The sequence below is a fragment of the Ignavibacteria bacterium genome, from assembly GCA_041649015.1.
GTDB lineage: Bacteria > Bacteroidota > Ignavibacteria > Tepidaquicellales > Tepidaquicellaceae > CAIKZJ01.
This window is the reverse complement of the sequence record JBAZNU010000002.1, coordinates 440,927-454,257: the sequence shown is the minus strand read 5'-3', so window position 1 is coordinate 454,257 and position 13,331 is coordinate 440,927. Positions and strand designations below refer to the sequence as shown.

General features: G+C 34.6%; 17 protein-coding genes and 1 tRNA gene. 10 read left to right on the top strand and 8 right to left on the bottom strand.

What is annotated here, in order from left to right; all coding sequences use genetic code 11:
- Window positions 1–31: 31 nt before the first annotated feature.
- From WC644_05145 to WC644_05120, 6 genes are all read right to left on the bottom strand, one after another.
- The gene (locus tag WC644_05145) at window positions 32–484 is read right to left on the bottom strand and encodes a transcriptional repressor (GenBank protein ID MFA5011322.1); all 453 of its coding nucleotides are present in this window, start codon (window positions 482–484) and stop codon (window positions 32–34) included.
- Between the two features lie 45 nt (window positions 485–529).
- Window positions 530–1,855 carry an L-lysine 6-transaminase gene (lat, locus tag WC644_05140; GenBank protein ID MFA5011321.1) on the bottom strand — a complete coding sequence of 442 codons (1,326 nt, stop codon included), beginning with the start codon at window positions 1,853–1,855 and terminating at the stop codon, window positions 530–532.
- A gap of 38 nt (window positions 1,856–1,893) precedes the next feature.
- Entirely contained in the window at window positions 1,894–2,883 is a 990-nt protein-coding gene (gene purM, locus WC644_05135) for a phosphoribosylformylglycinamidine cyclo-ligase (protein ID MFA5011320.1), read from the bottom strand.
- Window positions 2,884–3,184: 301 nt separating this feature from the next.
- On the bottom strand, window positions 3,185–4,087 hold the full coding sequence (locus tag WC644_05130; GenBank protein ID MFA5011319.1) for an SAM-dependent methyltransferase: 903 nt from the start codon (window positions 4,085–4,087) through the stop codon (window positions 3,185–3,187).
- Complete coding sequence (gene dut, locus WC644_05125) at window positions 4,005–4,445, bottom strand: dUTP diphosphatase (protein ID MFA5011318.1); 441 nt, start codon at window positions 4,443–4,445, stop codon at window positions 4,005–4,007. The genes WC644_05130 and dut overlap by 83 nt, the downstream gene beginning before the upstream one ends.
- Window positions 4,446–4,495: 50 nt before the next feature.
- Window positions 4,496–4,879: a DUF4190 domain-containing protein gene (locus WC644_05120; GenBank protein MFA5011317.1), complete on the bottom strand. Its 384-nt coding sequence runs from the start codon at window positions 4,877–4,879 to the stop codon at window positions 4,496–4,498.
- A 130-nt stretch (window positions 4,880–5,009) separates the two neighbouring features.
- Between WC644_05120 and WC644_05115 the strand changes: the two genes are divergently transcribed.
- Together WC644_05115 and WC644_05110 are read left to right on the top strand one after the other, a co-directional pair.
- Window positions 5,010–5,354 carry a class III extradiol ring-cleavage dioxygenase gene (locus tag WC644_05115; GenBank protein ID MFA5011316.1) on the top strand — a complete coding sequence of 115 codons (345 nt, stop codon included), beginning with the start codon at window positions 5,010–5,012 and terminating at the stop codon, window positions 5,352–5,354.
- Entirely contained in the window at window positions 5,339–5,827 is a 489-nt protein-coding gene (locus WC644_05110) for a class III extradiol ring-cleavage dioxygenase (protein ID MFA5011315.1), read from the top strand. Before WC644_05115 ends, WC644_05110 begins: the two co-directional genes overlap by 16 nt.
- Here the strand turns inward: WC644_05110 and WC644_05105 are convergent.
- Window positions 5,821–6,591 (bottom strand): TatD family hydrolase, encoded by a 771-nt coding sequence (locus WC644_05105; GenBank protein ID MFA5011314.1) that lies wholly within the window; start codon window positions 6,589–6,591, stop codon window positions 5,821–5,823. The two genes, WC644_05110 and WC644_05105, sit on opposite strands and share 7 nt — an antisense overlap.
- Window positions 6,581–7,279 (bottom strand): purine-nucleoside phosphorylase, encoded by a 699-nt coding sequence (locus tag WC644_05100; GenBank protein ID MFA5011313.1) that lies wholly within the window; start codon window positions 7,277–7,279, stop codon window positions 6,581–6,583. The genes WC644_05105 and WC644_05100 overlap by 11 nt, the downstream gene beginning before the upstream one ends.
- A gap of 362 nt (window positions 7,280–7,641) precedes the next feature.
- Here WC644_05100 and WC644_05095 point away from each other — a divergent pair, with 362 nt between their 5' ends.
- The 8 genes from WC644_05095 to WC644_05060 all read left to right on the top strand — a co-directional run bounded on the left by WC644_05095 (window position 7,642) and on the right by WC644_05060 (window position 13,330).
- Window positions 7,642–7,842, top strand: coding sequence for a cold-shock protein (locus WC644_05095; protein ID MFA5011312.1), 201 nt, complete (start codon window positions 7,642–7,644; stop codon window positions 7,840–7,842).
- A gap of 203 nt (window positions 7,843–8,045) precedes the next feature.
- Window positions 8,046–8,531 carry a tetratricopeptide repeat protein gene (locus tag WC644_05090; GenBank protein MFA5011311.1) on the top strand — a complete coding sequence of 162 codons (486 nt, stop codon included), beginning with the start codon at window positions 8,046–8,048 and terminating at the stop codon, window positions 8,529–8,531.
- Window positions 8,532–8,538: 7 nt separating this feature from the next.
- On the top strand, window positions 8,539–9,279 hold the full coding sequence (locus WC644_05085; protein ID MFA5011310.1) for a T9SS type A sorting domain-containing protein: 741 nt from the start codon (window positions 8,539–8,541) through the stop codon (window positions 9,277–9,279).
- A 62-nt stretch (window positions 9,280–9,341) separates the two neighbouring features.
- Window positions 9,342–9,833, top strand: coding sequence for an NADH-quinone oxidoreductase subunit NuoI (gene nuoI / locus WC644_05080; GenBank protein MFA5011309.1), 492 nt, complete (start codon window positions 9,342–9,344; stop codon window positions 9,831–9,833).
- Between the two features lie 14 nt (window positions 9,834–9,847).
- The gene (locus WC644_05075) at window positions 9,848–11,155 is read left to right on the top strand and encodes a hemolysin family protein (protein ID MFA5011308.1); all 1,308 of its coding nucleotides are present in this window, start codon (window positions 9,848–9,850) and stop codon (window positions 11,153–11,155) included.
- A 9-nt stretch (window positions 11,156–11,164) separates the two neighbouring features.
- A complete protein-coding gene (locus WC644_05070) occupies window positions 11,165–11,929 on the top strand; it encodes an ABC transporter permease (protein MFA5011307.1) in 765 nt (254 codons plus the stop codon).
- A gap of 24 nt (window positions 11,930–11,953) precedes the next feature.
- A tRNA-Val gene (locus WC644_05065) sits at window positions 11,954–12,027 on the top strand.
- Between the two features lie 16 nt (window positions 12,028–12,043).
- Complete coding sequence (locus WC644_05060; protein ID MFA5011306.1) at window positions 12,044–13,330, top strand: dihydroorotase; 1,287 nt, start codon at window positions 12,044–12,046, stop codon at window positions 13,328–13,330.
- Window position 13,331: the final 1 nt, after the last annotated feature.

Below are 13,331 nucleotides of genomic sequence, written 5' to 3'. Positions count from 1 at the left end.
ATTCATACAGAATTCCGCTTGATAAACGCAATCAGTTTCTTTGCAAACCTTTACAGCCCGAATCATCTTTGCATGACGCAAATACTTGAATTGAGTGATCAAAAAGCACCATATTTCTTGAATTGCACAATTTTGTAAGCGTTTTTTCGATTGAACTGTTTTCAAATTCAATTATTTTATTACACTTAAGGCATATAATATGGTAATGATTCTTTCTGCCATATTTTTTCTCGTATCGTGCTCTATCACCTTTGAAATTATGTTTAGTCAGAATCTTGCATTTATTCATAAGTTCGAGTGTATTGTAAACAGTAGCTCTCGAAACTTTTATGTATTCAAGCTTCATTTTATTGTACAATTCATCGGCATCAAAATGTTTCTCCATAGAAAGTGCTGAATCAAGAATAAGAAATCTCTCGTTAGTGATTCTGTGATTGTTTTTCTTTAAATATTCTATGAAACTATTTTTAATTCTGTCGTTCAATGTATTCCTGATGCAATAAGGTTCGAAATCGATTTATAAAGTTAATTAAGTATTGCTAATAACTTTATCAAGAATTACGAATGCTTCATCAATATGCTCTTTTGTAATCGTAACAGGAGGTCTGAATCTTATACTGCGGACGCCGCATCCAAGAATCATAAGACCATTCTTTAACGATTCCGCTGTTATCTTATTCCTTAAATCAGTACTGGCAATATCAAATGCAGCAAACAAACCAAGTCCTCGCGGAGCACTAATTTTATCCGGATACTTATTGCAAAGTGATTCCATTTTAGTCTTTAAATAATCTCCGTTGATTTTGCAATTCTCGACAAGGTTTTCTTCATCTATAACTTCAAGAATTTTCTTAAACCTGTACATGTCAACAATATTTCCGCCCCATGTAGAGTTTATTCTGCTTGATTTACGAAATACATTTTCTTCCACTTCATCCATTCTGTCTGTTGCGAGAACACCGCATACTTGCGTCTTCTTTCCAAAAGAAATCAAGTCCGGTTTTACAAAATGTTGATGTGCCCACCATTTTCCTGTAAGGGCAATTCCTGTTTGGACTTCATCAAATATAAGAAGTATTTCGTTCTCATTGCATATCTGTCTTAACTGCATGAAGAATTCTCTCCTGAAATGATTATCACCGCCTTCTCCCTGAATAGGCTCTAATATGATTGCAGCGATATCGTCTTTGTTTTCCGCTATGGCTTTATTTATTTCTGCGATAGATTGCTTTTCAGCTTCAATAACTTTAGCAAGATTTTCATCGTTAAGAGGGAACAATACTTTTGGATTTGATATTCTGGGCCATTTGAATTTCGGGAAATAAGCGATTTTCACCGGGTCAGTGTTAGTCAAAGATAGCGTGTATCCAGAGCGGCCGTGAAATGCTTCCTTGAAGTGGATTATCTGCTGACCTTTTTCTTCTTTGTAACCCTTAGCAAAATTCTTCTGAACTTTCCAGTCTATAGCAGCTTTTATCGCATTTTCAACTGCAAGCGTACCTCCTTCTATATAGAATGAATATTTAAAATATGAAGGTACAGCAATGTTGAAAAAAGTTTCAACAAACTCTGCTTGTTCCTGAGCGTAAACATCCGATAGAGAGGGTTTATTAAGTGCAAGTTTTCCGATTTTGTTAATAAACTCGGGATTGTTGAGCTTCGGATGGTTCATACCAAGCGGATTTGAAGCAACAAACGTGAAAAAATCGAGAAAATATTTTTTACTCTTTGAGTCGTATAGATACCCGTGATTTGACTTATCAAGGTCAAGCGTCATGTCAAAACCATCGACCAGCATGTGTTTTCTTAATGAATCCTGAACTTTTTCGGGCTGAATAGAAACGACTTTTTGCATATTACTCCTAATTTAAAATATGAATGAATTATTATAATTTAATGAATGCTTCCGATGATGAAGCACTTCTCTTTTTTGCTATTCCAGAAATCGCAGTATTTATCCGCAATGCTTGAGGGAAGAATTGCAATTAGACCTATACCAAGATTGAGTGTTTCTCGCATAATGTTTTCAGAAACGCAGCCTTTCCTCTGAATCAGATTAAAAATTGGGGGACGCTCCCACGAAGACCAATCTACCTCCAGTTTCAGGCTCTTGGGTATAACTCTTTTTGTATTACCTTCAATTCCGCCGCCTGTAATATGGGAAAATGAGTTTACTTCGAATTTCTTTAATGAGATCTGTATAATATCCAAATAAGATTTATGAACTTTAAGAAGCTCTTTCCCAAGTGTATTTTTTAATTCCGGAAAATATTTTTTATAATCATTAGTGCTGAAAATCTTTCTAACGAGTGAATATCCGTTAGTATGAAGTCCCGTTGATTTAAAACCAACAAGAACATCTCCTTTCCTTACATTCCCGGAACTGACAATCTTCTTTTTATCAACAACTCCTACTATTGTTCCCGCAAGGTCAAAATCGTTTTCAGAATACACTCCGGGCATTTCGGCAGTCTCACCGCCAATTAAGGACATTGAATTACGCAAGCATCCTCTTACAAGTCCTTTAACAACATCCACTGAATTGTTAACGTTCAGCTTACCCATCGCATAGTAATCGAGAAAATAAAGGGGAATTGCACCGCATACGGCAATATCGTTTACACAATGATTAATTAAATCCTCTCCGATATTATCATATTTGTTAAGCATAGCTGCAATCTTAACCTTGGTACCGACTCCGTCAGTACTCGAAACGAATACAGGTTTTGTATAGTTTTTCATGTTTAGCTCATAGAAAGCACCAAAATTTCCTATACCCGATAATACATTTTTGCTAAAAGTTTGCTTAACGAGCGGTTTTATCCGTTCTACAAATTTTTCTGCTTTATGAATATTTACTCCTGAGGATTTATAAGAAGTCATGCTACAAATTAGCGATTATAAACCCCTTTTTCAATTCATTTTGATAGTATTTTGGCGAGGAATTGTACTATTTGAAGTATTGTTTTTTGGGTTCTTTAAGAATAAGTAACGTATGCATATGGGATGCTAATCGGATGTTTATGCGATGTTGAAATAATGAAATGTTATTATATAAGTTAAGCGTAAATTATTTTTTTAAAAGCAATTTATTAACGAACAATAGCTGATTATGTAATTATAAAATAATAATTAAGTATGTTAAATATTATGTAATAAGTAAAGAAAAAATTAAAATAGGAATTTAAGAGGGATTCTGTTTTACAGGTATATGTTTTGGAAGTTTATCTAGTACGACAATAAACTCAGCTTTCGGTTTACTTTCACCAAAGTATGCAGAAAGTTGTGATTTAATGTCACATGGTTTTCCCCGTAAATGCTTTTCTTCTTTTGTTGAGAGGTTTAATGCAAGAAATATATTCCTGTCGGGAAAGATAGCTAAGAGGTCATTAATGAGATTAGACATCCTGTAGGGCGTATCCATTAAAATAACGGGATGGGGGAGTGATGAAATGTTCTTTAGTTCTTTAATCCTTATTTCATTTTTTGGTGACAAGAATCCGTAGAAATAGAAACGGCTTATATCAAAGCCGGAAATTGTAATTGCGGATATAACCGAATTTGCTCCGTGTACAAAGTCAATCTTAATATCATTTTGAATACATTCATTAACGAGTTTAAGTCCCGGGTCTGCAAATGCGGGTGTACCGCAATCAGAAATTAAAGTCACATTTACACCGCTTAGAAGTAATTTTAGTATTTCGGGAACAACCACAGATTCGTTATGTTCATTAAGAAGGTTCAAATCCTTTTTAATGCCGAATGCCCTTAAGAGTTTTGAGGACTCTTTTGTATCTTCGCACAAGAGATATTCTGAATCTTTGATTGAATACAAGGCACGATAAGTTATATCATGAAAATCACCGATGGGGGTTGTAACGAGTATCAGTCTTCCTTTAACAGAATCAGAGGATTTATTGTTAATATCAGAATTTAAAAGTTTATCAATATTGAAAAGTTGAATTTCTTTGAATGTTTTGTTAAATATTTTGCTCTTTGACTTTTTATTTCCCTGTGCTGCCATAACCTCCTGTACCTCTATCGGTCTTTGAAATATTATTATCGAATTCCAGAATTGCTTTTTCATGTTTTGCAATTACTAACTGAGCAATTCTATCTCCGAAATTTATTTCAAAATCATCATCTCCATGATTTATAAGAAGAACTTTTACTTCGCCTCTGTAATCTGCATCAACTGTACCTGGAGAATTAAGAACAGTTATACCATGTTTGAGAGCAAGACCGCTGCGAGGTCTTACCTGTCCTTCGTAACCGGATGGAATTTCGACTATAAGGTTTGTTGGAATGAGACAGTACTTACCGCGTTTAATAATAATTGGCTCTAATGATGAAGAAGAGAGATCCATACCTGCGGAGTCTGTTGTGGCATATTTTGGTAATTCACAATCTATGGCTTGATTAAATTTTGATATTTTAATTTTCATAAATAAAAAGGCTGTCAATTTTCTAACTGACAGCCATATTTAAAAATAGTTTAACTTTCCATCAATGCTGCAAATCCACCAAGCATCAATATGATTAATATTACTATTAAAGCGATAATAGCTACTATAACCTGAATTATTCCAAGCCACATACCGATTTGTGCCATGGTCTTACCGGCAGAATCAGACTGACCAGCTTTTATAGCCGCAATTTCCTTTTTTCCAATTATCCAGGCAGGAATAGCTGCAAATATACCACAAGCTACCCATGATAATATGCCAAGTATAAGAGCCCAGATTGCACTGCTGCTTGCTTTTCCCGTTGAATAATTACCACTTCCGCCCATAGTCGGTTGCGGTGGTGGAGGTGGTGGCGGAGGAGGCGGTGGTGTAAATGTCGAACCGCTGTCCTGAAAGTGTAAGTTATTGTCCATGATACTATAATTTTAGTTAAGTAATGTTCAACAAATATATATGTTTTTGTTAAGTTAATCAAGATTTATTATTTAGCACATATTTTATGAGATGTTTATGAATATGTAGTTGTTAAATTTATATAAACATATGAATACAAAAGAACTACATGAGGAATTAAGGAATTCTAAATTATCAGAAAGAATGCCCGTTGTTTTTGTGGGACATGGTAATCCAATGAATGCTATCACCGACAATGAATACAGGATAACTTGGTGTGAATTAGGAAGCAGATTAGTTCGTCCGTCAGCAGTACTATGCATTTCTGCCCATTGGTTGACTAAGGGCACTTTTGTTTCTGTTACTGATAAACCGCAAACCATACATGATTTTTATGGTTTTCCTGACGAACTATTTAAGGTGAATTATCCAGTTTCGGGAGCGAGAAATTATGCCGAGGAAACAATTTCTAAAGTGACATGGCTAAAATATTGAAGGATTCAGATTACGGTCTCGATCACGGAGCATGGTCAGTTTTAATGAACATGTATCCCAATGCTAATATCCCGGTATATCAAATGAGTGTTGATATTACAAAATCTGCTGATTATCATTTTAATCTTGCGAAAGAACTTTCATTTCTCAGAAATAGGGGAGTAATTGTGATTGGAAGCGGGAATGTGGTTCACAATTTAAGAAAGGTTAAATTGAGAGGCGAACAGCAGCCTTACGACTGGGCTCTGGAGTTTGACGAAATAGTAAAGAAAAGTATTGAGAATGATACACCTTCGACTTTAACTGAATACGAAAAACTTGGAGAGATTGGATATTCAGCACATCCGACTAATGACCACTTCTTACCGTTATTTTATACATTGGGACTGAGAGAAAAGTCTGACAAATATGAATTCTTCAATGATAAGATTGATATGGGGTCGATAAGTATGCGGAGTGTAATATTTTATTGAAATGCTTTTTTGAACAATCTGCGTGTATTTGCTTCAAGATTGTCCTCGAGAATATTTAAATCAATATTTCTTATTTCAGCAATCTTTTTGATAGTATTTAAAATAAAAGCAGGTTGATTTTTCTTACCTCGGTGAGGAACAGGAGTAAGAAAAGGAGAATCAGTTTCCGCAAGAAGTATATCAAGCGGTGCATCATGTACGGCATCGAGTGAATTAAAATTCTTGTAGGTTATGTTTCCGCAGAAAGATAAGAAATAGGTTTTGAAGTTTAAAATATTCTTAAGGTCTTCTTTATCCCCAGGGAAGCAATGGAACTGACCGCTGCATTCGTGTTTCGATTCTTCTATAATCTTTATTGCATCTTTTATGGAATCACGGGTGTGGATTACAATCGGTAGATCGTATTTTTCAGACAACTCAAGATGACGTTTAAAGAAATCTTTCTGCTTATCCTTATATGTTTTGTCCCAGTAATAATCAAGTCCGGTTTCACCAATTCCAACAACTTTTTTCTCAGTCAGATAATTTTCGAGAGACTGAAAATCTTTTTCATTTAATTTTTGTATATCGCAGGGATGGAATCCGATTACGGCATAGATAATTTCATGAGTTGCCGAAAGGTTCAGTATTTTATCCGTGGTTTCTAAATCAATTGCGGGAACAATAATCTTCTCGACACCGGCTCTAAGTGCTTTATCAATTATTTCATTTATATTGTCAGATAATTCCGGATAATACAAATGGGCATGAGTATCAATAATCATTAATAATAACTTTTAAGAAATTTGAAAAAACCTTGTATGCTTTATTACCGGCTGAAACTACTTCATCGTGGGTTATTGTATTATTAACCCCGAAATACAACTTGTTCGTTATGCAGGAAATTCCAAGTGTCTTAATCCCGAGTTCATTTGCTTTTATAATATCAGGAATTGTTGACATACCAACACAATCAGCACCTGCGTTTCTTATGAAATTTATTTCAGACTGCGTTTCATAAACAGGACCGAATGACGCATAGTAATTACCCTCATGAATGCGGATTTTATTCGATTCGGCTTTTTCTTTTGCCCAGTTAAACAGTTCGTTATCGAAATACAGGTTTTGCTTATCAACAAGCGGGATATTAAAAAAGTTAATATATGACTTAATCAGCATAAGGTCAGATACTTTAAAATTAGGATTTAACCCGCCGGCAGCATTAGTTACTACCATGAAATCAACATTCATGTCTTTAGCAATCAAAATATTTCTGAAAACTTTTTCTCTTGAATGTGTCTCATAAAAATGATTTCTGCCTGTAAATAAAACAATATTTTTGTCTCCAATCTTTCCCTCAATAACCTGCTTTTCATGAATCCCGCCGAGTTCGGAATACACTACATTCGCCGACGAAATTTCGTTTTTAAACTTCGCAAGACCTGAACCTAATATTACAGCAATTTTTGACATTTAAGAAATATATATATTTTATTTTTGAAAGTTAATTCATATATTTTTATTTTCGATAAAAATGAGGGAATTATTGTAAAGAGGATAATTAGAATTAATTGGAAAACCGGTAATTATTTTTAATTATTTTTAGCTTGCTATTTATCTTTATTAAACACATATTGTGCCAAGTATAAATAGTTATTTGTAATAAGTTTGTTTAACCGCTACGAAGAAATCTTCTTAGTTCTGCAGGTCTACTCTTTAATAGATACCCCTCAGATAGATGGAAATAAACACAATCACACATAGTATTTATATGAAAATGTAAATTCCGGATTATCCGGAAGTAAAAAATTAATAATTTCTTGAAAGGAAACACAATGGAAAAAGGTACTGTAAAATGGTTCAACTCCTCAAAAGGTTTTGGATTTATCACCGTAGCCGGTAAAAAAGATGTATTCGTACATTTTAATGCAATTTTAGGCGAAGGCTATAAAACTCTTAACGAAGGCGACACAGTCGAATTCGAAATTGAAGACGGACCAAAGGGACCTCAAGCAGCAAATGTTACAAAACTTTAAAACTAAACTAATTTAGAACATATAGTAATTGTTACAATTTGTATGGAAGGGTTGCTGGAAACGGCAACCCTTTTTTATTTATCTAAATTTGTATCTGCTTTCAAAAAAGCACTTTTAAGCCAAAAATAGAGGTTATTGAATTTTTAAAGAACGAAACTTTTGGTATATTTGTTGAGTTGGATATATTAATAAATACTGATTAAATGGATGCAAAATATTTAATTGAAATATCTAAGGACTTTTTTGAAAAAGCTTATAAGCTTCAGATGTCAGGTGATACCGAGCAAGCTATTGAGCATTACAAGAAATCTCTTGATTATTATCCTACAGCTGAAGCATATACTTTTTTAGGTTGGGCTTTAAGTTCACAGGGAGACCTTGAAAATGCAATTGAGGAATGCAAGAATGCTATTGAATTAGATCCTGATTTCGGTAATCCCTATAATGATATTGGCGCATACCTGATAAGACTCGGGAGGTATGAAGAAGCTATTGCATGGCTGGAGCTCGCTATAAAAGCAGAGAAATACGAAAACAGGGAATTTGCTCATTACAATCTTGGTGTCGTTTATGAAAAGCTTGGATTATGGTTTGAATCAATATCAAAATACAAGAAAGCATTTTCTATTAATCCCGGTTATAAAGTAGCAGAAAAAAATTATTACAGATTATTATCTCGAACTAATTAAATATAAAATGAAAAAATTATTACACCTTTTGTTGTTATTATTTGTAATAACAAGTTTCACCAAATCTCAGACATTTACTTTCCAAAGGTTTACTCCTGCAATTGTATACGGCGATACATCGTTTATGGTCGCTACTAAAACGAAAGCAGTTTTCAAGAATACAGGAAGTATTAACCTTGATTTTTCCTTTTTCAGAATTCTTAACGACCTTCCTGCACCGGACTGGACAACCAGTATGTGCCTTAGGGGGTTCTGTTATGCTCCTTTCCTTGATTCCGTTCCTCCAAGTTCAAGCCCTTTGACCATATTACCCGGGCAGCAAGACACTTTAGATATCTATTTCAACGGTATCACAGTAGGCATGGGTACAGTTATTATCAAAGCATGGGTGAATAATAATCCAAGTAATTTTTTAACTGATACTTTTAAGGTTCACTTAGGTCCTGTTGGGATAAGACAAATCTCAAGTGTTGTCGATGGATACAAATTGGAACAGAATTATCCTAATCCGTTTAATCCGACAACTAAGATTAATTTTTCTCTTGGGAAAAGGGAGAATGTATCACTCAAAGTATTCGACATTTTGGGTAATGAAGTAGCAAACCTGATAAACAATGAAACAATAGCAGCAGGTAAATATACTTTCGATTTTAATGCTTCAAAATATAATCTTACCTCTGGAGTATATTATTATTCGTTGAAATCAGAATCGTTTTCTTCAGTGAAGAAAATGCTTTTGATAAAATAAATTTGAAATGTCTTAACAACCGGTGTTCTTAATCAAACTATGATTAAAATTTGATATAATACATGAAATATATAAAGAATAAAGATTTAACATTTTTTGATAAAACTTATTTGCCGCAGATAGCGAAGGGAATGGCTTTGACATTCAAGCAGATGTTCAAGCCTAAATTCACAAGACAATATCCTGAACAAAAATGGAGTACGCCTTCGAGTTTCAGGGGAAGACCGGTTTTAGTACTCGAAAAAAATGGAGTTGAAAGATGCGTTGCTTGCGGATTGTGTTCAAGAGTATGCCCGGCTCTCGCAATAGAAGTACAGGCAAATGAGACTGACCTTGATAAAGAAAGATATCCGGAAAAATTCGAAATAAACATGGTACGTTGTATATTTTGCGGATTCTGTGAGGAGGTTTGTCCGGAGGAAGCAATTATTATGAGCGATGAATATGAGTTAGTTTTCAAATCACAGGAGGAGGCAATTTTCGGTAAAGGTAAACTATTAATTCCGAGAGAAAAACTTGAAAAACGCCTGAAATTCCTGAAGGAAAACAGATAGGACATCTAATAAGTTTGAAATCAATATTGTTCGACATATTCTTGGTTGCAGTACTTGTGATGATAAACGGACTGTTTGTTGCACTGGAATATGCGATTATTAAAGTAAGAAAATCGGAGATAGAAACAGACTCCAATGAAAAGGATTCTCTTCGTAAAAGATATCTTAGAAATGTAAAGGACAATTTAGATAAATACATTTCTGCTGCACAAGTCGGAATTACTCTTGTTAATGTGTTACTCGGATGGATTGGTGAAGATTCTTTTGGTAGATTATTCGGAAGTTTATTCAGTCTGATTGGTCTGGGAAACGTTATACCGGGTTCAGTATCTTCAATTGTAGGTATTTTACTTATTACTTTCATAACAGTTGCTTTCGGAGAGCTTGCACCTAAAATGATTGCAATTCAATATCCGCTTCAGATATCAATGTGGTTATCATTCCCTTTGAAGATTATCTACACAATCTTTAAACCCATGATAATTGTACTTAATATCTCTGCAAACGGATTTATCAGGTTAATAGGTTTGAAACCAATAACAAAAGAGGATATTCATCATTCGGAAAGGGAAATTAGGTATCTTATTTCTGAGGGCAGGAAAACAGGTGTAATTGATTCAACGGAGCATCAGTTGATCGAAAAGATATTTGATTTCAACGATAAGCTGGCTCGTGATATTATGGTTTCAAGAAATAATATCGTTGCAATAAATATCGACGACACCAGGGATGCAATAATTCAAAAGGTAATTGACGAAGGATATTCAAGAGTACCTGTATTCAAGGACTCAATAGATAATATTATAGGGATTATATATTCAAAAGACCTTATCAGTGCCGCGGAATTCAGAGATCTGATTGTTCTGACAGATATTTTACGTCCGGTATATTTTGTCCCGGAAACAAAGCAGATAGGGGAGATTCTTAAAGATTTTCAGAAGAAAAGAATTCATCTGGGAATCGTGGTTAATGAGCATGGAAACGTTGAAGGTCTGATTACTCTTGAGGATATCATCGAAGAGATTGTCGGAGAGATAGAGGACGAATATGATATTGATACGCGTAATGTACAAAAAGATAAACTTGGGATATTTCTTGTCAATCCGATAATCAGTATTGAAGAATTTAATCAGAAGTTCAAATCAGATATTCCTATTGACAACGATGATTATCATACGCTCAGCGGTTTTCTTCAAAAGGTAACCGGTCATGTTCCTGAAATTTATGAAAGAGTGGATTACAAAGAGTTTGTTTTTACGATTATGAAGAAATCAGGAAACAGGCTTCTTCAGGTAAAAGTACAAAGAATGATAAATAAATAAACATAATAATTGATTGAATTAATTTATAGAAAAGTTTTTACTTTCTTCAAGGACGTTGAAGGCTATTTTACACTTCAGTCTCAGGTTGTAAAGTATTTGCCAAGAGTATTTATCGACAGAAAATTAATTCTTGACCAAATGGTTCATATTGGTGTTAATTCTCTTATCCTTGTATCTATTATCGGTTTATTTACTGGTGCAGTTTCTGCCTGGCAGGCAGCGTATCAAATGAGGGGAATGGTACCTTTGAGCATACTTGGGTCTGCTACTCCGAAAGCAATCATAATTGAACTTGGTCCTGTCTTGTCGGCTATTGTGCTCGCGGGCAGAGTCGGAGCATCAATAAGTGCTGAGATAGGAACGATGAAGGTGACTGAGCAAATAGATGCTCTGGAAGCTATGGCGATAAATCCTATTAGATATCTCGCAACACCGAGAATAGTTGCCACAACAATAATGCTGCCAGTTCTGATTATTTACTCGAGTGCAATTGCAATTCTTGGTTCATATATAGTTTCCACAACTTTTCTGGATGTATCAGGAGGAGTATTTATTTCGGGATTCAGAAAATCATTTGAAATAGGTGATGTGAATGCTGCTTTTATAAAAGGAACAGTATTTGGTCTCGCGATATCATCAATTGGTTGTTATGTTGGTTTTCAAACGTCAGGTGGTGCGGAAGGTGTTGGACTTTCGACAATCAAATCATTTGTAATATGTGCTGCAATGATACTTATACTTGATGCGATTTTATGGAATTTTCTTATTGGCTAATAGTTTGTAAATTAAAAGAATATAGGGCAATTGGCACAGCTGGTTAGCGCGCTTCCTTCACACGGAAGAGGTCACTGGTTCGAATCCAGTATTGCCCACTCAAAATAAATATTTTTGAACATTCTTTTTAAAAATATCAGCATAATATCTCCTTCAGATAATTTAAAAGGTAAATTTGATTTATCTATAAGAAATGGTATTATTGAAAACATTGTTATTCCGGGAAATAATTCTGTAACTGACTACGATGAAATAATTTGCGATGAAAACTTAACGGTTGTTCCGGGATTTTATGATATGCATGTTCATTTTAGAGATCCGGGTCAGACGGAGAAGGAAGATATAGAATCAGGGGTCAAATCGGCGGCTAACGGCGGTTTTACTGGTGTCCTTTGTATGCCGAATACAAAACCCCCGATAGACAGCAGAGAAATCATTTCCTTCATTCTTCAAAAAGCTCGAGGTATGATTGTTGATGTAAATGTTTCTGCGTGTGCTTCTAAGAATAGAAAAGGAAATGAATTATCGGATTTAAATGAATTACGGAAGGCTGGAGCATTAGCGTTTACTGATGACGGCAGTCCTTTGCTCAATAGAAACGTGTTAATTGAGACTTTTAAATACACTTCTGAATATTCAATACCATTTTTACAGCATGCTGAGAATTATAAGTTAAGTGGTAAGGGCGTAGTTCATAAAGGTAAAGTATCAGAGGAATTGAAAGTCGAAGGGATTCCCTATGAAAGTGAAACCCTGACGGTTAAGAATGATATAGAACTGGCAAATAGTATAAGAGGCACAAAATACCATGTTCAGCATATTTCATGCGGAGAGACTGTTGATTTAATAAGAAATGCAAGAACTACTAATGAAAGTATTACTTGCGAGGCTTGTCCTCATCACTTCATACTTACTGATGAAATGGTTATTCGAGAGGGAAGTAATGCAAAAATGAATCCTCCTTTAAGGGAAATAACAGATGTAGATAGAATATTAGCTGGAATAAAGGATGATACTATTCAGGTAATTTGTACAGATCATGCTCCCCATACCAGTGAGGAAAAACATGCTGGACTGACAAAAGCGCCTTTTGGTATCGTTGGTCTTGAAAGCTGCATAGGATTAAGCTATACATATTTAGTTAGCACTGGTTTAATATCTTTAGAAAGTCTGATAATGAAAATGTCTGATAATCCAAGACGACTTCTGAATTTGCCAAGAATTACTGTGCGAGTGGGAGAAAAAGCAAATCTGACGATTCTTGATACGAATACGAATTGGGTAATAGACACGAAAAAGTTTAAATCAAAAAGTAAAAATACCCCTTTTAATGGTTTTGAGGTTAAATGTAAACCATATGGAATTTATAACAATAGCAAATTTTTAAAATCCGAATTGTAAA

Excerpts from the sequence above, each read along its gene's own strand:
- WC644_05100 (MFA5011313.1), bottom strand. The coding sequence starts at position 7,279 with ATGTCAAAAATTGCTGTAATATTAGGTTCAGGTCTTGCGAAGTTTAAA.
- WC644_05085 (MFA5011310.1), top strand. The coding sequence starts at position 8,539 with ATGAAAAAATTATTACACCTTTTGTTGTTATTATTTGTAATAACAAGT.
- WC644_05115 (MFA5011316.1), top strand. The coding sequence starts at position 5,010 with ATGAATACAAAAGAACTACATGAGGAATTAAGGAATTCTAAATTATCA.
- WC644_05095 (MFA5011312.1), top strand. The coding sequence starts at position 7,642 with ATGGAAAAAGGTACTGTAAAATGGTTCAACTCCTCAAAAGGTTTTGGA.
- purM (MFA5011320.1), bottom strand. The coding sequence starts at position 2,883 with ATGACTTCTTATAAATCCTCAGGAGTAAATATTCATAAAGCAGAAAAA.
- WC644_05110 (MFA5011315.1), top strand. The coding sequence starts at position 5,339 with ATGGCTAAAATATTGAAGGATTCAGATTACGGTCTCGATCACGGAGCA.
- dut (MFA5011318.1), bottom strand. The coding sequence starts at position 4,445 with ATGAAAATTAAAATATCAAAATTTAATCAAGCCATAGATTGTGAATTA.
- WC644_05130 (MFA5011319.1), bottom strand. The coding sequence starts at position 4,087 with ATGAAAAAGCAATTCTGGAATTCGATAATAATATTTCAAAGACCGATA.
- WC644_05090 (MFA5011311.1), top strand. The coding sequence starts at position 8,046 with ATGGATGCAAAATATTTAATTGAAATATCTAAGGACTTTTTTGAAAAA.
- WC644_05120 (MFA5011317.1), bottom strand. The coding sequence starts at position 4,879 with ATGGACAATAACTTACACTTTCAGGACAGCGGTTCGACATTTACACCA.
- WC644_05105 (MFA5011314.1), bottom strand. The coding sequence starts at position 6,591 with ATGATTATTGATACTCATGCCCATTTGTATTATCCGGAATTATCTGAC.
- lat (MFA5011321.1), bottom strand. The coding sequence starts at position 1,855 with ATGCAAAAAGTCGTTTCTATTCAGCCCGAAAAAGTTCAGGATTCATTA.
- nuoI (MFA5011309.1), top strand. The coding sequence starts at position 9,342 with ATGAAATATATAAAGAATAAAGATTTAACATTTTTTGATAAAACTTAT.